The following is a 20,904-nucleotide window of genomic DNA, read 5'->3' on the forward strand; positions in this document are numbered from 1 at the left end:
CCGGGCAGGCCGGATCGCGCTACGCCGTGCCGTTGCGGCCATGCTCGCGGTAGCCCGGCCGCTCGGCCAAGCGGTCGTAATACGCGGCGACCGCCGGCAGGTCGGGCCGCAAGGCGCTATCCAGCGGCGTCTGGAACCACCGGTTCACCGACAGGCCGATTGCAATATCGGCCAGCGTGAAGGCCTCGCCGGCGACATAGGCGCCGGTCTCTTGCAGGCGCCGTTCCAGGATTCCCATGAAATGCCCCCAGTCGCGGCTGGAGGCCGCGATGGCGGCCGCGTCCTGGTGCGCGGGCGATTGCCGCGCCAGCGCCATGAAGGCATAGCTCCAGGCACGGTTCAGGTCGGCCGCCTGCCAGTCCAGCCATTGGTCGACCCGGGCGCGGCGGCGCGGCTCGGCCGGGTACCAGGCCGGGTTGCGCGTGCCGCCGTACTGGTTGGCCAGGTAACGGATGATGCTGTTCGATTCCCACAGCACGAAGTCGCCATCGCGCAGCACCGGCACCATCGCGTTCGGATTGAGCGCCAGGAAGGCGGGCTCGCTGGTCGCGCGGAAACCCGCGCCCCAGTCTTCGCGCGTGAATGGCAGCGCCAGTTCGACGCAGGTCCAGAGCACTTTGCGGACGTTGATGGAAGCGGCTTTTCCCAGGATATTCAGCATGGCGCAAGCGGGGCAGGGACACGGGGGACGCCGCGCGGGGCCAACCGGGCCCGTTGACGGCGATAATTCAGTCTAGTGGCCGTTGCCGGCTGGCGCCAGATACAGATCGGCCCTTGCGCGGCCGCAACAGATCTATTCAGTCCCAGGCGCGCCGCGGCCGTCCGCGCGCAGCCCGTTGCTTCAGCCCGCCACGGGCTCCGGCTGGTGCCGCAGCCGCGGCACCGGCGATACCGCCAGCACCACGAACTGCGCCACGAACCCGGCGCTGGAGACCCACAGGCAGGCTTCCAGCCCCAGCCGTGAAGCCAGCGCCGCGCCGATCAGCGCGCCCACCGGCCGGGCGCCGAAGGTGGCCGTGACGATCACGGCCGACACCCGCCCGAGCAGCACGTTCGGCGTGACGGCCTGGCGCAGCGTGGTGGTGGCGATGGTCCACAGGATCGGCCCGGCGCCGAACAGGAAGAAGCCCAGCCCGGCCCAGATCGCGGACGGCAGCGCCAGCGTCGACAGCAGCATCAGGCTGGCCGCCAGCGCGCACAGCGGCCCCGCGGCGATCAAGGCGCCGAACGGCAGCCGGCTGGCCAGCCAGGGCGCCGCCAGTGCGCCGGCCAGCATGCCGGCGCCGTAGATGCCGAGCGTGATGCCGACGCCCGCCGCGTCCAGCCCCAGCCGCGCCACCGCATACACCACATAGACCGCCTGCAGCACGAACCAGGCGAGGTTGAAGAACACTGCCGTTACCAGCACCGGCCGCAGCAGCGGGTGGCCCGCCACGAAGGCGGCGCCATCGCGCAGCTCGTGCCACAGGTGGCGCCGCGTGGCAGCGCGCGGCGCCTCCTGCGGCAGGCCCGCGAGCAGGCCGGCGGCCAGCAGCGACAGCAGCGTCGCCAGGCCGTAGGCGACCGCCGCGCCGACGCCGCCGACCAAGGCGCCGCCCAACGCCGGCCCGGCCGAGAAGGCCGCGCTGCGCGCCAGTTCCAGCCAGCGATTGGCCTGGCCCAGGAAGGGCGCGGGCACCAGGGTCGGCAGCAGCGCCGGCGCGGCGACGTTGTAGGCCACGGTGCCGACCGCGCCCAGGAACCCCAGCGCCGCCAGCCAGCCCAGGCTCAAACCGTCCAGCGCCAGCAGGGCCAGCAGCGCCAGCAGACTGGCGGCGCGCACGCATTCGGCGCAGGTCATCAGGGTACGGCGCGGCAGGCGGTCGGCCAGCACGCCGGCGGGCAGCGACAGCAGCAGGAACGGCAGAGTCTGGGCGGTCTGCAGGTAGCCGGTCTGGGTGGCCGTGGCGCCCAGCGCCAGCACCGCCACCAGCGGCGCCGCCGCCAGGGCGATCTGTTCGGAGAACTGGGCCGCCAGGTTGGAACGGGCGAGCCGGCCAAAGGCCGGGGGCAGGGTGGACATGGGCAGCGCGCGGTGGGCCGCGAAAACGACAAGGGCCCGATCATGGCCGGGCCCCGTGCGCGCCGCACTCCGTTAATTGCCGTCGCCGGCGGGGGGCGTCAGGGAATCGGCGGGTAGTCGCCGAAGCCGTCCGGCCAGGACGTCAGGACGTCATAGCCGGTGTCGGTGACGACCACCATGTGCTCCCACTGCGCCGACAGCGAGCGGTCCTTGGTGACCACGGTCCAGCCGTCGGGCAACTGCTTGGTTTGCGGCTTGCCGGCGTTGATCATGGGCTCGATGGTGAACATCATGCCCGGCTGCAGCACCAGACCCTCGCCCGGGCGGCCATAGTGCAGCACCTGCGGCTCGTCGTGGTAGATCTGGCCGATGCCATGGCCACAGTACTCGCGCACGATGCTGAAGTGCTCGCGGTGCGCGACCGTCTGGATGGCGTGGCCGATATCGCCCAGCGTGGCGCCGGGCCTGACCGCCATGATGCCGGCGCGCATGGCTTCGTAAGTGGTGTTGACCAGGCGCCGCGCCAACGGGCTGGGCTGGCCGACGAAATACATGCGGCTGGTATCGCCGAACCAGCCGTCCTTGATGACGGCCACATCGATGTTGAGGATGTCGCCGTTCTTGAGCACCTTGGCCGACGGGATGCCGTGACAGATCACGTGGTTGGCCGAGGCGCAGATGGTCTTGGGAAAGCCGTGGTAGCCGACGTTGGCGGGAATCGCCTTCTGCACGTTGACGATGTAGTCATGGCAGATGCGGTCGAGTTCGTCCGTGGTGACGCCGGGGCGCACGTGCTCGGCGATCATGTGCAGCACGTCCGCGGCCAGGGCGCCGGCCTTGCGGGCCATGGCAATGTCGGCGGCGGACTTGATGGAAACCTTGCGCGCCATTTACGCGGCCTCCCGCTGGCTGGTGGCCGCCTGTCCCTGGGACAGGGCGGCGATGCTGAAACCTTCCGCCTGCTCGATGCGGATCAGCAACTGGCAGATGTCGGCGTGGCGCAGTTCGGGATAAAGCTCGGACAGCATGCCGATGCGCATCCAATGTTCGGCCTGCGCATTGATCGAGCGGCTGAGCGCGCCGCTGGCCACGCGCAGGTTTTCGTGCATCTGCTCGGAAATCTTGACGATGCCCATAGGGGTTGTTCCATATACGATTTATATATGGAACGTATGTTATCGCAATCGCGGGGCCGGATGCAAATCCCGCGCGGCCGTGGCGCGGCGTGCCGGCGCAGGGCAGGGGCGCCTCCGGAGGCTCAGGCGGGCGGCAGACGCCGCGCATAAATTTAATCCGGGTAATATTGACGTGACTATTTAATCCGGGTAAAAATAGCGGCTTCTCCCCTCCCCAAGGAAACAAGTATGACGACGTTCGACTTGAACGCCGGCGCCACGGCGCCGTTGGCAGACGAAGCCGACCTGACCGACCTGGCCGTGGACGGCACACTGCCGCCCGGGCTGGACGGGGTGCTGGTTCGCAACGGGCCCAATCCCTTGCGCGGCCGTTTCGAGGGCAACGACGTGCTGTCGTGGTGGCCGCAGCCGGCGATGCTGCATGCCATTGATTTTCGCGACGGACGCGCCAGCGGCTACCGCAACCGCTGGGCGCGCACCCGGATCTGGGCGCGCGAATATGCCCCGCAGGCCGTGGCCGCGCTGCCCGACACCAATCCCAACGTCAATGTGCTGCGCCATGCCGGCGAAATCCTGGCGCTGGCCGAGGGCGGGGCGCCGCTGGCGATGACGCCGGCGCTGGAATTCCTGGGCGCCAGCCGCCGCCATCCCGGCCTGGCGGGCGGGATGACAGCGCATCCCAAGGTGGACCCGGAGACTGGCGAATTGATGAGTTTCCGCGCCCATTGGGAGCCGCCCTGGCTGCGCTACGGCGTGACGGACGCCGACGGCCGCCAGCGGGTGGATCAGCGGATCGAGGTGCCGGGGCCGTCGATGATGCATGACATGGCGATCACGGCGCGCTACAGCATCCTGCTGGACTTGAACGTCGCCTACGACTTTTCGATGTTGTCGCGCGGCTACCGCATGCCGCTGCGCTGGCTTGACGAACGCCCGTCGCGGCTGGGCGTGATTGCGCGCCATGGCGGTCCGGTGCGCTGGTTCGAGGTGGCGCCATGTTTCATCCTGCATGTGGTGAATGCGTACGAGGCCGACGCGTCGACGCTGGTGCTGGACGTGGTGCGCTATCCGGAATACCTGCGGCTGGCGCGCCATGGCACGGGTTTCGAGGACAATCCGCTGGGCGTGTTGTGGCGCTACGAGATCGACCTGGACGCCGGCCGTGTCGCCGGACGCGCGCTGGACGATGCCGGCATCGAATTGCCGCGCATCAACGAAGGCAGGACCGGCCGCGCCTACCGCTACGGTTATGCGGTGGAGCAACCCAACAACCGCGAGATGCGAGGCGTGGTGCGCTACGACCTGGAGAGCGGCGCGCGGCAGCACTACAGGGTGCCGCCGGGCGACCAGAACAGCGAGCCCGTGTTCGTGCCGCGTCCTGGGGGGCGCGCCGAGGACGACGGCTGGGTGCTGGCGTGCGTGTATCGCCAGGCCAGCGATACCAGCGATGTGGTGGTGCTGGACGCGCGTGACCTGGCGGCCGGGCCGCTGGCGACGGTGCGTCTGCCCCGGCGGATTCCGGCGGGTTTCCATGGCGCCTGGCTGCCGCGCGAGGCGGGCGGCGGCTGAGCGGGGCCGGGCATCGCCACCGTGCGCGGCGCCCGTGGTGGCCTTGTCCCTCAGCGGCTCTTGGCGCGCGCGCTTTTCCGCGCGCCCGCGCGCGGTGCTTCCTTGGCGGGCGGCGCTGCCGCCGCCGTCAACTGCTCCATCCAGGCCAGCGCCTCGGTGTAGCCCACGAACTGCTGCAGGTAGCCCGGCGACAGTTCGCGCATCAACGACAGCGCGCGGTGCACCAGTTGGTTGGAGTTGAGCGGGCCGGCGTTCTTGTGCACCTGTTCCTGCGACTGGCGCACTTGACGGTCGGCGCTCAGGCCCGACCAGATCTCGCGCAGTCCGTCCAGCACTGGCAGGTCGGGGTAGGCATCGCGGCGCGCCTGCGCCGCGATGGCGTCGGGGTCGTCGCCGGGGGCGCCGGGGTAGGCGAGGTATGCCGCCAGTTCTGCCAGCGGGCCGCGCGTGGCGGCCGCGGGCGCCATGGCGGGCGTGGGCGGGTCGGCTTCGTCCGCCCCGGTGGCGGAGACCGTGGCGCGGGCCGCGGCGGCCTCGGCGATGCGCGCCGCATACGCGTCCAGCAACGCCGCCAGGCGCGCGTCCAGCCTGACGCGGGCCGCGCCAGCGTGGGCGGCGGCGCGCCGGGCCAGCGCTTCGATGAATTGGAAGCCGACCGGATCGAGGCGGTCGTCGCCGCGCTCGCGCCAGGCCTGCAAGGCGGCGAGCGTGGCGTCGCCGGGCGGTTCGGCCGGCGCTGCCGGTTGCGCGCCGTCCATCAGCGCCGGGCCAAGACCGCCATCACTGGCCACGCGGGGTCTCCGTGCCGTTGGACGGCTTGGGAATCGGCGTGATTTCGACCCGGCGGTTCTGCGCGCGGCCGTCCTCGTCGGCGTTCGAGGCCACCGGCTGCTCGGCGCCGAAAGCGGCGGCGAACACCAGCGACGACGGCACGCCTTCGTCGATCAGGGCGCGGGTGACGGTCAGCGCGCGTTGCGCCGACAGGTCCCAGTTGTCGGCAAAGCGCCGGTTGCCTTCGCGCACCAGTTGGTCGTCGGTAAAACCGCTGACCATCAGGATCTCGTCGTTGTTCTTCAAATAGGCCGACAGCGGCGCGATCAGGCTTTGCAGCACCTCGCGGCCTTGCGGCTGCAACTGGTCGGAATTGAGCGCGAACAGCACGCTGCCGCTGATGCCGATGCGGCCGTTGATCAGCGTCACGCGGCCGGCCGCCAGCGGCGCGGCCAGGGCCTGTTCCAGTGTCTGGCGGCGCTGGGTCTCCTCCTGGCGCTGTTTGACCTCGCGTTCGAGCTGGGTCGACAGCTCCAGCTGCACGGCCACCACGCTCACCAGGATCAGCACGAAGGCGCCCAGCAGTACTGACATCAGGTCGCCGAACACGGCCCAGGTCGGCACCGCCGGTTCGACGCCGCCGTCGATGTCCTCGCCCGCGCTCATGCCGCTTGCGCTCCGGCGCTGGCAGCGCGCTGGCTGGCCAGCTCGCGCAGGTTCTCGACGATCTGCTTCTGCGACATGGTGCTCAGGTCGACCACCTCACGCGCCTGCGCCACGTAGTAGGCCAGTTGCTCGTCGCCACGCGCGATCGACTTGTCCAGCGCCGCCTCGATGCGCTCCAGATGCGCCACCAGCTTGTCGTTGGATTCGCCGAACAGGCGCACCGCGGCGCCGAAGGCTTCGCCCAGGCTGGCCACCTCGGCCGCGCCGCTGGTCACCTGCGCGGCCACGTCGTCCAGGCGCTCGGTTTCGGCTTCAACCTGCTGGGTGAATTGCGCGCCGACCCGGTCCAGCAAATCCGAGGACGACGACACCAGCGCGTCCACCGCGCTGCGCTGCTCGCTGGAGGCGTGGTTGACCGCGTCCAGCAGCGTCGCCAGCGTGTCCAGCAGGCGGTTGCGCTCTTCCAGCATGGCGTTGTCGTAGGCCAGGCTGTCGGACAGTTTCTGCCGCAGTTCGCCGATGACCTCGGCGGCCGCGCGTGGCGCCTCGGAGGCGGCCTGCACCAGCTGGCCGATTTCGGCGATGGTGCCGCTGGCGTGGGCTTCGGTCTGGACGGCGATGTCCTGGGCGGTCTGCGCCAGGGTGGCGCAGATCTCCTGCTGCAGGGCGGCGCTGCGTGCGCCGGCCTGTTCCCATTCGTGGCGCAGCGCCTCGGCCATGCGGCCCAGCTCGCCGGTCCAGGCGGCCAGGCGTTCCTGGTCGCGCGCGGCCAGTTCGGCCTGCAGGCCGGCCTGCGACTGGCCCAGGGTCTGCAGCAGCGATGCCGAATGCTGCTCGAAGGCGGCCGCGGCGGTGGTCAGGGCCTGCTGATTGTCGCTGGCCAGTTTCTCGTTGGCCAGTTCCTGGCGCACCTGGGCATCGCTCCAGGCCTGCGTGACGCCGCCGGCCGCCGTTTCCAGGCGAGCCGAGAGGTTTTCCAGCAGCGCGGCCTGCGCCTGGGTCTGGGTGGTGAGGTCTTGCCCGGTGCGCGCCAGCAACTGTTCCAGTTCCTGGTGGCGGGCGGCGGTGAGTTCGCCGGCCTGGCGCCATTCGCGGCCCAGATCGGTGGCGATGGCGCCGAGCGAGGCGTGCCAGGCCGCCAGGCGCTCCTCGTCCCGCGAGGCCAGGGCGGCCTGCAGGTCGGCATGCGATTGGTCCAGCGTGCGCAGCAGCGAGGCGGAATGTTGTTCGAAAGCGGCGGCCGCGGCGGCCAGGGCCTGCTGCGTGTCGCCGGCCAGCTTTTCGCTGGTCAGTTCCTGGCGCACCTGCGCCTCGGTCCAGGCCTGGGTCACGCCGCTGGCGGCCGATTCGATGCGGGTGGCGACCGTGTCCAGCAGCGCGGCCTGTGCTTCGGCACGGGTCGTCAGGTCCTGCGCGGTCTGCGCCAGCGTCTGGCTGACTTCCTGCTGGCGGGCGGCGGCTTGCGCGCCGGCCTGCTCCCATTCGCGGCCGAGCTTGTCGGTGAGGGCGCCGAGCGTGCCGGCCCAAGCGGCCAGGCGCTGCTCGTCGCGGGACGCCAGGGCGGCCTGCAGGTCGGCGTGCGACTGGTCCAGGGTGCGCAGCAGCGTCGAGGCGTGTTGCTCGAAGGTGGCGGCGGCGGCGGCCAGGGCCTCGCGGTTGTCGCCGGCCAGCTTTTCGCCGACCTGCGCCTGGCGTTCCAGCGCCTCGTGCCATTGCGCCGAGACGTTGCCGGCGGCGCTTTCCAGGCGGGCCGAGACGTTCTCCAGCAGGCCGGCCTGGGTCTGCGCGCGCTCGGTCAGTTCCTGCGCGGTGTGGGCCAGCGCCTGGTTGATTTCCCGCTGGCGTTCGGCGGCCTGCGCGCCGGCCTGCTGCCATTCCTGGCGCAGGGTGGCGGACAGGGCGCCCAGGGTTTCGGTCCACGCGGCCAGGCGTTGCTGGTCGCGCGAGGCCAGCTCGGATTGCAGGGCGGTGTGCGATTGGTTCAGCGTGCGCAGCAACGACGCCGAATGCTGCTCGAAGCTGGCGGCGGCGGCCGTCAGCGCCTGCAGGTTGTCGCCGGCCAGTTTCTCACTGGCGCGTTCCTGGCGGCTCAGCGCCACGTTCCAGGCCTCGGACATGCTGCCCGAGGACGCTTGCAGGCGCTCGGACACGCTGTCCAGCAGGGCGGCCGAGCGTTGTTCGAAGGTCTGGGCGAAGCGTTCCAGCGAATCGCGCAGGTCCTGCGCCAGCGTTTCGCTGGCGCGCTGCTGGCCGGCCAGTGCCTGGTTCCAGATGCCCGCCACGTCGCGGGTGGCGGCTTGCAGGCCGGCGGTCATGCCGTCCAGTTGGCGCTGCACCGCCTGGGTCACGTTGTCATGCAGCGAGGCGGTCTCGCGCGACAGACCAGCCATGGTGGCTTCGACCGCCGGTTGCAAGGCCGCGCCGGCCGAACGGGCGCTTTCGGCCACGCTCTCCTTCATCGATTGTTCCAGCACGGCGGCCAAGCGCGCGTAGGCGGCCTCGGCCTTGCCCTGGAACGCGTCCTGGCTGGCGAGCTGGCGCTCGTTCAGGGTGTGGTTCTGCTGTTCCAGGTTGCGCATCATGGCGTCCAGGCGGTCGACCAGCGCGGGCATGGTCTCGGCCTGCTGTTGCAGCACTTCGGCCTGGCGTTGCAGCAGCTTGAAGCTCTCTTCGCGCTGGTGCGCCTGGCTGTACAGGCGCAGCGTGGTGGCGGCCTTGGCGTCGAGCAGTTGCGCGGCCAGGATGCGGTCGCGCCGGCACAGGGCGGCCAGCAGGCCGAGCATGGCCGAGGTGGCCACGCCTGCGATCGATGTGCCGAAAGCGAAGCCCAGGCCCTTGACCGGGGCGGCCAGCGAGGCGCGGATGGCGGCCAGGTCGGTGGCGCTTTCCAGGGCGGTGCCGGTGCCGCGCAGCGTCACCACCATGCCCAGGAAGGTGCCCAGCATGCCCAGCAGCACCAGCAGGCCGACCAGGTAGGGCGTGAGCGCCGGGCCGGGCAGGCCCACGCGTTCGCCTTCAATGCGCAGCCGCACCGGATTGCGCAGCGCGGCGGGCAACTGGTCGAGCCAGCCCACCAGGCTGGCGGGCGCTTCCGACAGCTTGCCGACCGCGCCCCGCAGGGACGAGGTGGCCTGCTGGTAGCGCAGCAATTCGAGCGCGCCGGCCAGGTAGCAGGCGCAGATCAGCAGCGTGACGGCCAGGGCCAGGGGATTGGTGCCCGCGTAGCCCGCGCCGATCCAGCCGGCCACAGCCAGGCCACCGAGGAAAACAACAATATTGATCAGGTATTTGGACATAGTGTCCCGGTTAGCTGGCGCGAAGGGCGGCAAGCAGCCCTTCGACCGGTTGTAAACGAATATCCAGTTCGGCCAGCAGCACGCTGCGCATATCCTTGCGGAACGTCTCCAGCCACGCGCCCGGCGTGGGCGCGGGTCGTACGGGCGACGGCGCGCCGACTGGCGCCGCCACGCCCGGGCCCGCGCCATTCTGCGGGCTGCCGTCGGGCGCATCCAACGCCGCGGCGTCGGTCGGCGCGTCTGCCCCGGCTGCGGCAGGCGTTTCGGCCGCGGCTTGCGCGTCAGTCTGTGCCGCCGCTTCCAGCGCGGCCTGTTCGGCCTGCCGCAGCCGGTCGAAATGCCCTTGCAGCAGCTTCGGAATCGCGCCCAGCAGGGTCCGCTCGCGCGGCAGCAGGGCGCGGTCCATGATGGCGTCAACCACCGCCAGCCGCGTCATTTCCGGCGTCTTGGCCGCGACCATGCCGCGCAGGCGGCTGCGCAGATTGCCGATACTGGTTTCCATCGTGTGCTGCAACGACAGATAGCGCTGACGGAAATTCGAATAATCGGCATCGTCGGACTGCAGCGCCGCCACCTTGGCGGCCACCTGGCCCGGCATCATTCGTTTGGCGGCCGTGGCCGCGGTGTCGCTGGCGATGGCATCGGCCAGCGTGACGCGCACGCGTTCGCACTCGCGCTCTTCGGCGCTGCTGAACCTGCGCGCGCCGGGCGCGATCGCCGGCGGGCGGTTGTTCAGGGCCGCGGACAGGGCAATCGCGTCGGTCCAGCCGAGCCATTGGCTCAGATGATCGGACAACGGTTGCCGGGATTGCGGCGCGTCGACATCCGTCAGGCGAGTCAGCAAGCGAATGAGCGTCGGGCCGCTTAAACCTGTGCGCTGTGGGGCTTGCAACATACCACCAGAGTCAAAAAGGGGGGAGTTTACACGCTGGCGGCGGCTCGCTGGGGCGGGAAAAGGCCGCCGCGCCTGGACCTGCAACAATTTGTCAGGGCGGCGCGGCGGCGCGGGTCTGAAAAAAGCAGACCGGATCAGGATGCCGTACTCGGACGGCGCACCGCGCGCAGCCGGCCGCTGTTGCCGCCGCCGCAATAGAACACGCCATCGCCATCCGATTCGAGGCCGGAAATGCCTACGCCGGCGGGCATCTGCAGGCGCTCCAGCACCTCGCCGTTGGCCGGATCGACCCGCCGTAATTCGCTGGCGTCGTTTTCCCAGGTGGCGTGCCACAGGCCGCCATCGACCCAGCTGACCCCGGTTACGTAGCGGTCGGATTCGAGGGTGCGCACGATGGCGCCGGTGGCCGGGTCGACCTGGTGGATCTTGCGGTCGGGATAGCGGCCGATCCACAGCATGCCTTCGGCCCAGGCCATGCCGGAATTGCCTTCGCCAGGGGGCGCGGGCACCGTCGACAGCACCTGGCCCGAGGCCGGGTCGATCTTCTGGATGACGTCGCCGGCGATCTGGTAGAGGTGCGTGCCGTCAAAGGCGGTGCCGGCGCGCGCGGCCACGTCGATGGTCTGTATCACCGCGCCGCTGGCCGGGTCCAGGGCGTGCAGCTTTTCGCCGACGGCGATCCAGACGCGGCCGCCATCGTAAGACACCCCGTGCACGTCGCTGACGCCGGGGAAGGGACCGTATTCGCGGAGGATTTCTGCGGGCTTGGCTTTCATGTCGATGTCCTGTTCAAGAAAGAAGACGTCTCCATCCTAGGCATCCGGCGGCGGCAGCGGGAGTAACAATGTCGTCGCGAAACCCGGCAGCGGCGGAGTGATCCAGCGCCGGGCGCGGCCGTGGCCGAACGGCTGCGCCCGGCCGCCAGCGGCCAATGCCTCCAGGGCGCGCTGCATCTGACGCTGGCTCGTGCCCGTGGCCAGGGCCAGGGCCGAACTGGACCACGCCTGGCCATCGGCCAGTAGCGCCAGCACCGCGGCATGCCGCTCCCGCACCGGCGGCGCCAGTACCGCGACGGCGCCATCCGGCGGCGTCAGCACAAACCCCTGCCGGGTAGCGCGGATCTGCGCCAGCGGCCCCAGCGTCGCACGCAGCCGGCCGATCTCCACGCGCAGACGGGCGCGGTGGGTTTCGTCCGGATGGCGGCTGCGGAACGCCTGTGATATCAGCGCCTCGCGCGGCGCATCGCCGGGCCAGGCCTGCCCCAGGGCCTGCGCCAGGGTGAACAGCACCGGCCGGCTGGCCAGCGACACGGTCACGCCCGCGCCGTGCACGGCGTAGCGGCAGGCGTCGATCACCAGCAGGTCCGACGCCAGCAGCGCCTCGACCTGCGCCAGGCGCAATTCCCGGGTCTGGCCGGCCATGTCCAGGCGCGCGGCCGGCGCCTCCAGTTGTGCGTGGGCCTGCCGCACTTCGGCTTGCAGGGCGGGAATGCCGGCTTGCGCGGCGGCCTGCCCGGCACGCGCCAGCGCGGCGCGCGCGGCGCCGGCCTGCACCCGGCGCAGGGCAATGCCGGCCAGGGTCAACTCATGCACCGCGCGCAGCGCGGGGGGAAAGGATGCGGGGTCCAGTTCCGCCAGCAGCTTTTCCGCCGGCCCCAGGTGCCCGATCAGCACCAGGCGGCGGCCCGTCAGATAGGCCGCATACGCCGCGTTGCGCGCATCGCCATGCCTTGCCAGCGTGTCGCGCGCCGCGTCCAGCGCGGCGCTGGGCCAGCCCAGGTCGCGCGCGGCCAGCGCGATCTCGGCCTCGGCCACGACGCAGCGGGCCCGCGCCACCGGCTCGGTGGCGCCAAAGGCGCGGGCGGCGCGCCGCACCAGCACCCGGGCGCGCGCGACGTCGCCCAATTGCGCCAGCGCGATGCCGCGCAGCGCCAGGGCCGGCGCATCGTCGCGCAACGCCACCCGGCCCAGCGCGCCCAGCGGGTCGCCACTGGCCAGCGCGCGCGCCGCGGCCATGATCAGCCCGTCCATGACGATCCCGCCATCGTTGCCGCTCCCCGTCCGCGTCCGTTGCTGGATGCCGCCAATCTACCACCGCGATGCCGGCTCAGGGAGTTCGTCCGCTCGTGCGCGCAGCGCCGATCCGCTGCGGCAGCGCTCTTCATACCCTCCGGGTAGAATCCGAACCGCCCAATCCAGGAAGCATTGACGATGAGCGAGCCTTTTACCGCCGACGAAATCCAGTCGCTTCGACAGCACGGCATTGCCCTGTTCGCCGAGCGCGTCCTGATCGAGGTCCAACCGCCCATGAGCGAGGCGCGCATCGCCGAGATCGAAGCGGCCTGCGCCGGCCCCTTGCCGGATGCGCTGCGCGACCTGTGGCGCCTGACCGCTGGCGGTGAGTTGGCCTATGACCTGCATGCGCGGATGGACGGCAACGAAGAAGCGCTCAGTTGGTCCGAGCTGTTCTATGACGGCAGCGACCATTACCGTGACCTGGCCGGCTGGATCGAGCACGAGCAGGAATGCGCCGACGAGGCCGCCGCCGAACGCGGCGAGGCCTGGGATGGCAAGCTGCGTTATCTGCCGATCGGCGGCTTCGAGTACTGCGACCGTATTTATGTGCGCGTGGAACCGGGCCCGCATGTCGGTAGCGTCGTGGCCTGGAAGCAGGGGCTGCCGGGCTGGACGCATGCGTTGCAGCAGGATGCCATCGCGACGGTCGCGGCCGACCTGCACGAGGCCTTTGCCGCGCTCTACCTGGAGGAAGATCCCGAGGAACCCGACAGCACGGGTATACGGGTGCTGGAATACCTGGACGAGCGCGTGGCCGATCACGGCATGGCGCAAGCCTTGGCGGACAAGCTGGTGGCGTTCTACCGGCGCGCGTTGCTGGACTGGCGCGCGCCGTTGGCGGCCGGCACGCTGGGACAGGCGCCCGGGCTGGCCAGATTGGCCTTGCGGCATGCGTTGTCCCGTGACGATGGCGCGCTGGTGGCCCAATTGGCGGCGCAGGGCGTGGGCTTTGGCCAGCCGTTGCGTGGCAGCGCGATGGCCCTGGAGGTGGCGCTGACGCAGCATGCCTACGCGGCGGCGCGGGCGCTGCTGCAGGCCGGCACGCCGGTCAGCGCGGAGGCGATCCATCGATTCGATCGCAAGCCGCCCGCGGACCTGGTGGCGCAGTTGCTGGCGCGCGGCGCGCGGGCCGACGGCCTGGGCGTGGCGCGCTGCGTGGCCTGCGGGTCGCCCGAGGCCGCGCGCGTGATCGCCGCCGCCGCGGGCGAGGGGATCGCGGCCGCATATGCCGAGGCGCGCGATGCGATGGCGGCCCGCTACGAGGAAGACCTGCGCCGCGTGCGGGCCGGCAAGTTGGGGCATTACCTGGGCGCGGACGGCCTGGCCGAACGGGTCGCCAATTTGCGCGCGTTTGTGCTGTGAGGCGGCCGCCGGCGTGCGTTAGCGCGCGCCGTCCCGCCAGGTGGCGTCGGAGGTTCCCAAGGCGCTAGCCGGGTAATCCCACGATTGCGGCGTGTCTGCGATCCGCAGCGGCGGCTTGATGCGCCGCGCCGGACCCCACGAGGTTGCCTCGACCTGCGCGGACCAGTCCGCGTCGCTTTCCGGCGCCAATGCCGGGCCGCCTTCGAGCAAGCCGCCATGCGTGACCAGCAACTGCGCGCTGCGGGCCAGCGATGCGCGCGTCGTGCTGCCCGCGCCGGTGGTCAACCGTTCGGTCAGGCCCCGGAGCGCCGCGGCCGCCATCAGGTAGCCGGTGGCGTGGTCCAGCGCCTGGCACGGCAACGGCACCGGGCGGTCGCTGCCCTTGGCGCGCATGCCGGCGTCGGCGATGCCAGTGCTCATCTGCACCAGGCTGTCGAAGCCGCGCCGTTCCCGCCAGGGGCCGCTCCAGCCATAGGCATCGAGCGATACGTCGACCAGCGTCGGGTTGAGCTGGCGGCGGCGGTCGGCGTCCAGCCCCAGGCGGGCGAGGGCGTCGGCGCGATAGCCGTGAATCAGCACGTCGGCCTGGGACAGCAGGCTTTGCAGCGTGGCCCGGCCGTCGGCGGACTTGAGGTCCAGGCGCGCGCAGCGCTTGCCCAGCACCACCTCGGGTACGGTGCCGGGTTCGTCCCAGCCGGGCGGGTCGATGCGCAATACGTCCGCGCCAAAGCCCGCCAGGAAGCGCGTGGCCACGGGGCCGGCCAGGATGCGGGTCAGGTCCAGCACGCGCAGGCCTTGCAATGGACGTTGGCGCGCGATGCGCCAGCCGGGGCGGGCGCCGCCGGCGCTGGCGGCGCGGTGCAGCAGGGGTTCGGCGGCGACGCTTTGGCCTTGCGGGTGTTGGCGCCAGGCGTCCAGGCCGCGCATGGCGGCGGCGCAGCCGTTGCGTGCGACCACCGCCGCTTCCAGGTCGTCGGCGCGCCAGCGCGCTACGACGCGGGCGACGGCATCGCGGTCGGCGGCCACGCCCAGGACGGCCAGGGCGGCATCGCGGTGATGGGTCGCGTTGGTGTGCAGCCGGATCCAGCCGTCCGCGGCGAGGTAGTCGCCGGCCACGGGGTCCCACAGCGGCGGTGAGGTCCAGCCGACGGGGCGCAAAGTGGTGCCGAACCAGAAGGAGGCCAGGCGTTGGTCGACCTCGACGGCCGGCACGGCGGCTTCACCGGCAAGGCCTGCGCCGGCTGCCACGAATTCCGCCATGGCCAGTCCGGCGGCGCCGATGGCGGCGGTGGCGAATTCCGTGACGGCGAAGACGGAGGGCAGCGCGCCGTGGCCGGTAACGGCCACGCGGCCCAACAGCGCCGGATGGCCGCCCGCCGCCAGCCAGAACTGGCGCAGATAGTCGGCGGTGGCGGGCGAGGGCGGGACGGGGCGATCGGTGGTGGACATGAGGCTTCCTGGTCGTCGGGCATGGCGCCAGGATTATTCTTCTCGTATTAATTGTCAATATTGATTAATGTAATCAACTTATTGTCGTTCTGCTTCTGCTCGCCTCCCGACTCCTGGACCGTCATGCCCGATTACCTGACTTCCGCCGCCGCCGCCGCCCGCCTGGGCGTGTCGCGCCAGACCCTGTACGCCTACGTCAGCCGCGGGCTGCTGCACGCCGAGGCCGGCGCCACGCCGCGCGAAAGCCGCTACCTGGCCGAGGATGTCGAACGCCTGGCGGCGCAGCGCACCCGGGGACGTAAGCCGAAAGAGGTGGCCAAGGCGACGTTGAACTGGGGGCTGCCGGTGCTGGAGTCGGCCATCACCTTGATTGAGGATGGCCAGTTGTTCTATCGCGGCGAAAGCGCCGTGGCGCTGGCCGCGTCGCGCCCGGTCGAGGCGGTGGCGGCGCACCTGTGGCAATGCGGCGAGGCGCTGGCGTTCGATGCGCCCGCGCCCGTGTTGCCGCAGGATCTGGCGGCGCTGTTCGCGCGCCATCGCGGCCAGCGCGCCGAGGCGGCGCTGCTGCCGCTGTTCACGGCGGCCAGCGATGACGATGCGACCGCGTTGTGGCAGCGCTCGCCCGAGCGCCAGGCGCAGGGCTGCGGCGCGCTGGTGCGCACCCTGGCGGCCTGCCTGTTGCAGGCCGCGCCGGACGACGCGCCGATCCACGCGCAGTGCGCCCGCGCCTGGGGCGTGGACGCGGCTGGCGCGGATCTGATCCGGATGGCGCTGGTGCTGTGCGCCGACCACGAACTGAACGCCTCCAGTTTCACCGCGCGCTGCATCGCGTCCACCGGCGCCAGCCTGCGCGCCGGCATCGTCGGCGGGCTGGCGGCGTTGACGGGCGGCCGCCATGGCGGGACCACGGCGCGCGTCGAGGCGATGTGGGATGAGCTGGAACGCGGCGAGGGCGGGGCGGACGCCGGCCAGCGGCTGGCGCGCGGCTTGCGCGAGCGGCTGGCGCGGGGCGAGGACCTGCCGGGTTTTGGCCATCATCTTTATCCCGCCGGCGATCCGCGCGCCAGCGCTTTGCTGGCGCGGATACTGCCGCGGCGCCCCGAGTGGGCGGCATTGATCGAACAGGCGTTCGAACTGGCGGGGCAGCGGCCCTCGGTGGACTTCGCGCTGGTGGCGGTGCGGCGTCATCTGGGGCTGCCACCGGGCGCGGCCTTCGGCCTGTTCGCGTTGGGACGCTCGATCGGCTGGCTGGCGCATGGGCGGGAGCAGCGCGCCAGCCCCGATGTGATCCGGCCGCGCGCGGCCTATACCGGCATTCATCCGGACGCGGTATAACGGCGGCGCCGTGGCGCGGGCCGCCGCCGGCCCGTCAGGCCTTGGACAAGGTCACCTTGCCGAAGGTCATCCAGACGTGCGCGGTATCCGAGGCCTGCGCGCGGTACGAGCCGCTGGCTTCGCCCAGCCGCATGGCGACGGCGGTGAATTCCCAGGCCAGGGCGTCGTCGCACGGCACCTTGCGTTGGGTGTATGCCTCCAGGCCATGGGCCTTGCCGAAGGCCAGCGCAAGCTGGGCGTGTTCGGCCAGTTCGGCGGGCACCGAGGGATGATCCCAGCCCCACAGGAAGCTGCCGTCCTCGCTGTTGGAGGTGCCGACGATCTGCACCGGCGCCTGGGCGGTGATGCCATCGGGCAGCAGGAACACGATCAGGCCGCTGTCCATGTCCACGGACCATTGCCCGGCCTCGTCCAGGTGCCAGGTGGCGCAGTGCGCCGAGGTGGCGGCGCGCATGCCCTCCAGGCTCTGGGCGATGTAGGCGGAAACGTCGAAGGGCTGCGAGGTGTCGGACATGCGGGGCTTTGCGGGTGATGGAAAACCGATAGGGTACCCGCAAAGACCTGCCGCTGTTCGCCGCTAGCGGGCGCTGGACGGCGCGAAGCGCTGCGCCAGTTGGTCGCAATGCCGCGCCAGTAGGGCGGCATCCACGCCCACCGCCGTGAACAGGCTGCCGGCTGCCATGTAGCGCCGCGCCAGCGTCTCGTCCACGGTCAGCACGCCGGGCGCCTTGCCGGCCTGGTGGATGCGGGCGATGGCGGTTTCGACGGCGGCGACCACGCGCGGGTGGCCCGGCTCGCCGGGATAGCCGAGACTGGCGGCCAGATCGGCCGGGCCGATGAAGATGCCGTCCACGCCGTCGACCGCCGCCATGGCTTCCAACTGCTCCAGCGCTTCGCCGGTCTCGGCCTGGATCAGCAGGCACAGTTCGTTTTCGCAGTGCCGCATGTAGTCGGCGACGCGGCCATAGCGAGTGGCGCGCACCGTGCCGCCGACGCCACGCACGCCGCGCGGCGCGTAGCGCATGCCGGACACGGCCTGGCGGGCTTCGTCGGCGTTCTGCACGTACGGCAGCAGCAGCGTCTGCGCGCCGATGTCGAGGTAGCGTTTGATCTGCAGGTTGTCGTTCCAGGTGGGGCGCACCACCGCGTGGGTGGGATAGGGCGCGACCGCCTGCAGTTGCGCCATGACGGTGGGCAGTAGCGCGGGCGTGTGCTCGGTGTCCAGCAGCAGCCAGTCGAAGCCCGAGCCGGCCACCAGCTCGGCGCTGTTGGCGGTGGCCAGCGTGACCCACAGGCCGGTCTGGTGGCATTGTGCGCGCAGCGCGCGCTTGAACGGATTGGCGGGAAGTTGCATCGCTGGCCTCGTCAGGAAAAATGCGCCGAGATACTGCCCAGCGGGCCGTAGTCGGCATGGATGGTGTCGCCCTTGGCCACCGCCACGGTGCGGGTGAAGGAGCCGGCCAGCACGATGTGGCCAGCCTCCAGACCGGTGTCGTGCGCCGCCAGCTTGTTGGCCAGCCAGGCGATGCCCAGGGCCGGATGGCCCAGCACCGCGGCCGACACGCCCGACTCCTCGATCACGCCGTTCTTGAGCAGCAGCGCCGCGACCCAGCGCAGGTCGACCTCCAGCGGCTTGACCGGGCGGCCACCCAGGATGATGCCGGCGCAGGCGGCGTTGTCGGCGATGTTGTCGACGATGCGGCGCGGATACTTGCTGCGCCCGTCGATCAATTCCAGCGCCGGCACCACGTAGTCGGTGGCGTCGAGCACGTCGAACAGCGTCACGTCCGGGCCGCGCAGCGGCTTGCCCAGCACGAAGGCCAGCTCGACCTCGACGCGCGGCACGATCAGCGTTTCAGTGGCGATGGTGTCGCCGTCCTGGAAGAACATGGTGTCGAGCAGGTGGCCGTAGTCGGGCTCGTTGATGCCGACGGTGCTCTGCATGGCCTTGGAGGTCAGGCCGATCTTGTGGCCGCGCAGGCGCGCGCCGGCGGCCAGCTTGCGGGCGATGATGCGCTGCTGGATGGCATAGGCGTCGGCGATCTCGATGCCCGGAAAGGCCTGGTCCAGCTGCGTGGTGGGCACGCCGGTGCGTTCGGCCTCGATGAGCTGCGCGGCGGCCTGCTCGCGTTGTGCGTCGTTCAACATGGCGTGTCCTCAGGAGCGCGCGGCCGCTTCGTCGGCCACGGGGTTGGAGAGCGTGCCGATGCCGGACACTTCCACCTCGACCACGTCGCCCGGCTTGAGAAAGCGCGGCGGATCGAAGCGCACGCCGGCGCCGATGGGCGTGCCGGTCGAGATGACGTCGCCCGGCTTGAGCGTGGTCCAGATCGAGATGTAGCGGATCAGTTCGGCGAACGGGAACATCAGGTTGGCGGTGCTGTCGTGCTGGCGCACCTGGCCGTTCACGCGGGTGGTGACCGTCAGCGGCGCCTGCGGGTCGAAGGCGTCGGCGCTGACCAGCCACGGGCCCATGGCGCCGCTGGCGTCCCAGTTCTTGCCCTGCGTCACGTTGAACTTGCCATGGCGCAGCCAGTCGCGCACCGTGCCTTCGTTCAGGCAGGTCAGGCCGGCGATGTGCGACCAGGCGTCCTCGGCGGCGATGCGGCGGCCGGCCTTGCCGATGACGATGGCGATCTCGCCTTCGTAGTCGAGCTGCTCGGATTCGGGCGGGCGCAGCAGCGGCTGGCCGTGGCCGACGAACGATTGCGGAAAGCGCGGGAACACGCTGGGGTATTGCGGCGGCGCGCTGCCGTCCTGGTATTCCTCGTTGCGGTGGCCGTAGTTGACGCCCACGCAGATGATCTTGCCGGGGTTGGCGATGGGCGGCAGCAAAGTCAGCGTGGATAGCGGCAGCGTGGCTTGCAGGCGTTCGGCGGCCGCCGCCAGGCGCGGCAGGGCGCCCGCGGCCACCGCCGCCTGCAGGTCGGCGTGGCCCTGGCCGCCCAGGTCGACCACGGCGTCGCCGCGCAGCAGGCCGAAGCCGGCGCGGCCTTGATGTTCAAAGGACAGGAATTTCATGCGTCGAATCCAAAGAGGCGGGCCGGGTTGTCGACCAGGATTTTCTTGAGGGTGGCGCCGTCGCCGGCGTAGCGCGCCAGTTGGTCCACCAGCCGGCCTTCGTCGGGCGGCTGCTTGACCGACACCGGGTGCGGCCAGTCGCTGCCCCAGACCACGCGGTCGGGGTTGGCGGCGATCAGCGCCTGCGCCAGCGGCACCACGTCGTCCCAGGGCGGGCCGCTGCGCGACAGCTTTTCCGTCAGCGACAGCATCACCCAGAAATTGCCGCGCGCCAGCAGTTCCACCAGCTTGCGGCGGGTGGGATCGGCCGCGCCGGCGCCGGGGTCGGCGCGGCCCATGTGGTCGATCAGCACCGGGATGTCCAGGCGCTCGAACTGCGCCACCTGGGCCATCATGCCGTCGGGTTCGGGTTGGAACTTGGCGTACCAGCCCAGCTCGCGGATGCGGGCGATGGCGCGCTCGAACACCGCGGGTTCCATGCTGATGCCCAGGCCTTGCCGCGTGAAGCGAGCGCCGCGCACGCCAGCGTCGTGCAGCCGGGCAATGTAGGCGTCATCGCGCTCGGCCAGCACCAGCGCGTTGGCGCAGCCGCGATAGCCGGGGCCGGCGGCCGCCAGGCCGTCCAGCACCACCTGGTGGTCGGCGCCATAGGTGGTGGCCTGGACAATGACGCCGCGCTCGATGCCCAGCAGGCGGTGCAGGCCCAGCGCGGTCTCGATGGTGGCGCTGGGCATTTCGTAGGCGGCGCCGGGGCGCACCGGGTAGCGGTCGGCCGGGCCGAAGACGTGGAACTGGCTGTCGCAGGCGCCCGGCGGCAGGCGCCGCGCTGGCGCGGTGGGATGCGGGTTGAAGGGTAGGTATTGCGGCATGTGGTTCCCTCAGTCCAGCACGGCGACGAAGTCGCATTCGATCAGCTTGTCGCCGTCCAGGTCGGCCTGCATGGTGTGGCGCGCGGGCCGGTCGGCGGGATCGGGAAAGGCGCGCAGCCAGACAGCGTTGAGCGCCGCGCGCTGCGAGCGGTCGCGCATCCACACGGTCATCTTGGCGATGTTGGCCAGCGAGCCGCCGCCGGCCTGGACGATGCGGCGCACGTGATCGAACATCAGTTCGCATTGCCGTTCCAGCGTGTCGCCATAGGCGCCGGTGGCGGGGTCGGTGCCCTGGATGCTGCCCGAATACAACTGCCTGCCGACGCGGCAGGCGGCGGGGATGGGGTTCTTGTGGCTGAAGCCGTCGGCGTAGATGCTCTGTCGTGTCATGGTGAGCC

Annotated in this window: 20 protein-coding genes; 3 read left to right on the forward strand and 17 right to left on the reverse strand. The window is 71.1% G+C overall.

Annotation, left to right across the window (positions count from 1 at the left end):
* Positions 1-19: 19 nt before the first annotated feature.
* The 4 genes from K2W61_RS20910 to K2W61_RS20925 all read right to left on the reverse strand — a co-directional run bounded on the left by K2W61_RS20910 (position 20) and on the right by K2W61_RS20925 (position 3,198).
* The gene (locus K2W61_RS20910; RefSeq protein ID WP_175135498.1) at positions 20-661 is read right to left on the reverse strand and encodes a glutathione S-transferase family protein; all 642 of its coding nucleotides are present in this window, start codon (positions 659-661) and stop codon (positions 20-22) included.
* A 180-nt stretch (positions 662-841) separates the two neighbouring features.
* Entirely contained in the window at positions 842-2,062 is a 1,221-nt protein-coding gene (locus K2W61_RS20915; RefSeq protein WP_236756458.1) for an MFS transporter, read from the reverse strand.
* A 98-nt stretch (positions 2,063-2,160) separates the two neighbouring features.
* A complete protein-coding gene (map, locus tag K2W61_RS20920) occupies positions 2,161-2,952 on the reverse strand; it encodes a type I methionyl aminopeptidase (protein WP_175139754.1) in 792 nt (263 codons plus the stop codon).
* Positions 2,953-3,198, reverse strand: coding sequence for a ParD-like family protein (locus tag K2W61_RS20925; protein ID WP_175135501.1), 246 nt, complete (start codon positions 3,196-3,198; stop codon positions 2,953-2,955).
* 228 nt (positions 3,199-3,426) lie between these two features.
* Between K2W61_RS20925 and K2W61_RS20930 the strand changes: the two genes are divergently transcribed.
* Positions 3,427-4,767: a carotenoid oxygenase family protein gene (locus K2W61_RS20930; RefSeq protein WP_236756459.1), complete on the forward strand. Its 1,341-nt coding sequence runs from the start codon at positions 3,427-3,429 to the stop codon at positions 4,765-4,767.
* Positions 4,768-4,817: 50 nt separating this feature from the next.
* Here the strand turns inward: K2W61_RS20930 and K2W61_RS20935 are convergent, their stop codons facing one another.
* From K2W61_RS20935 to K2W61_RS20960, 6 genes are all read right to left on the reverse strand, one after another.
* Entirely contained in the window at positions 4,818-5,525 is a 708-nt protein-coding gene (locus K2W61_RS20935; RefSeq protein ID WP_236757053.1) for a DUF2894 domain-containing protein, read from the reverse strand.
* Between the two features lie 22 nt (positions 5,526-5,547).
* Positions 5,548-6,204 carry an OmpA family protein gene (locus K2W61_RS20940; RefSeq protein WP_175135503.1) on the reverse strand — a complete coding sequence of 219 codons (657 nt, stop codon included), beginning with the start codon at positions 6,202-6,204 and terminating at the stop codon, positions 5,548-5,550.
* Positions 6,201-9,500, reverse strand: a complete 3,300-nt coding sequence (locus tag K2W61_RS20945) for a DUF802 domain-containing protein (protein WP_236756460.1) — start codon at positions 9,498-9,500, stop codon at positions 6,201-6,203. Before K2W61_RS20945 ends, K2W61_RS20940 begins: the two co-directional genes overlap by 4 nt.
* Before the next feature lie 10 nt (positions 9,501-9,510).
* Positions 9,511-10,395 carry a DUF3348 domain-containing protein gene (locus K2W61_RS20950; RefSeq protein WP_236757054.1) on the reverse strand — a complete coding sequence of 295 codons (885 nt, stop codon included), beginning with the start codon at positions 10,393-10,395 and terminating at the stop codon, positions 9,511-9,513.
* Positions 10,396-10,529: 134 nt separating this feature from the next.
* Positions 10,530-11,171, reverse strand: a complete 642-nt coding sequence (locus K2W61_RS20955) for a Vgb family protein (protein WP_175135505.1) — start codon at positions 11,169-11,171, stop codon at positions 10,530-10,532.
* A gap of 36 nt (positions 11,172-11,207) precedes the next feature.
* A complete protein-coding gene (locus tag K2W61_RS20960) occupies positions 11,208-12,425 on the reverse strand; it encodes a helix-turn-helix domain-containing protein (protein ID WP_236756461.1) in 1,218 nt (405 codons plus the stop codon).
* Between the two features lie 180 nt (positions 12,426-12,605).
* Between K2W61_RS20960 and K2W61_RS20965 the strand changes: the two genes are divergently transcribed.
* On the forward strand, positions 12,606-13,832 hold the full coding sequence (locus K2W61_RS20965) for an SMI1/KNR4 family protein (RefSeq protein ID WP_236756462.1): 1,227 nt from the start codon (positions 12,606-12,608) through the stop codon (positions 13,830-13,832).
* Between the two features lie 18 nt (positions 13,833-13,850).
* Here K2W61_RS20965 and K2W61_RS20970 read toward each other — a convergent pair whose 3' ends face one another.
* The gene (locus tag K2W61_RS20970; protein WP_236756463.1) at positions 13,851-15,281 is read right to left on the reverse strand and encodes a CoA transferase; all 1,431 of its coding nucleotides are present in this window, start codon (positions 15,279-15,281) and stop codon (positions 13,851-13,853) included.
* A 123-nt stretch (positions 15,282-15,404) separates the two neighbouring features.
* Here K2W61_RS20970 and K2W61_RS20975 point away from each other — a divergent pair, with 123 nt between their 5' ends.
* Positions 15,405-16,616 carry a citrate synthase family protein gene (locus K2W61_RS20975; protein WP_175139760.1) on the forward strand — a complete coding sequence of 404 codons (1,212 nt, stop codon included), beginning with the start codon at positions 15,405-15,407 and terminating at the stop codon, positions 16,614-16,616.
* A gap of 34 nt (positions 16,617-16,650) precedes the next feature.
* Here K2W61_RS20975 and K2W61_RS20980 read toward each other — a convergent pair whose 3' ends face one another.
* The 6 genes from K2W61_RS20980 to K2W61_RS21005 form a co-directional block, all read right to left on the reverse strand.
* Positions 16,651-17,130 (reverse strand): DUF6882 domain-containing protein, encoded by a 480-nt coding sequence (locus K2W61_RS20980; protein WP_175135765.1) that lies wholly within the window; start codon positions 17,128-17,130, stop codon positions 16,651-16,653.
* Positions 17,131-17,193: 63 nt separating this feature from the next.
* Complete coding sequence (locus tag K2W61_RS20985) at positions 17,194-17,970, reverse strand: aldolase/citrate lyase family protein (protein ID WP_236756464.1); 777 nt, start codon at positions 17,968-17,970, stop codon at positions 17,194-17,196.
* A gap of 11 nt (positions 17,971-17,981) precedes the next feature.
* Positions 17,982-18,764: a 2-oxo-hept-4-ene-1,7-dioate hydratase gene (hpaH, locus tag K2W61_RS20990; protein ID WP_236756465.1), complete on the reverse strand. Its 783-nt coding sequence runs from the start codon at positions 18,762-18,764 to the stop codon at positions 17,982-17,984.
* Positions 18,765-18,773: 9 nt separating this feature from the next.
* Positions 18,774-19,637 (reverse strand): fumarylacetoacetate hydrolase family protein, encoded by an 864-nt coding sequence (locus K2W61_RS20995; RefSeq protein ID WP_175135762.1) that lies wholly within the window; start codon positions 19,635-19,637, stop codon positions 18,774-18,776.
* Positions 19,634-20,506 carry an amidohydrolase family protein gene (locus K2W61_RS21000; protein ID WP_236756466.1) on the reverse strand — a complete coding sequence of 291 codons (873 nt, stop codon included), beginning with the start codon at positions 20,504-20,506 and terminating at the stop codon, positions 19,634-19,636. The genes K2W61_RS20995 and K2W61_RS21000 overlap by 4 nt, the downstream gene beginning before the upstream one ends.
* A 9-nt stretch (positions 20,507-20,515) precedes the next feature.
* Positions 20,516-20,896 carry a RidA family protein gene (locus K2W61_RS21005; RefSeq protein WP_175135760.1) on the reverse strand — a complete coding sequence of 127 codons (381 nt, stop codon included), beginning with the start codon at positions 20,894-20,896 and terminating at the stop codon, positions 20,516-20,518.
* Positions 20,897-20,904 lie beyond the last annotated feature (8 nt).

The organism is Achromobacter pulmonis (assembly GCF_021733725.1).
GTDB lineage: Bacteria > Pseudomonadota > Gammaproteobacteria > Burkholderiales > Burkholderiaceae_B > Achromobacter > Achromobacter pulmonis.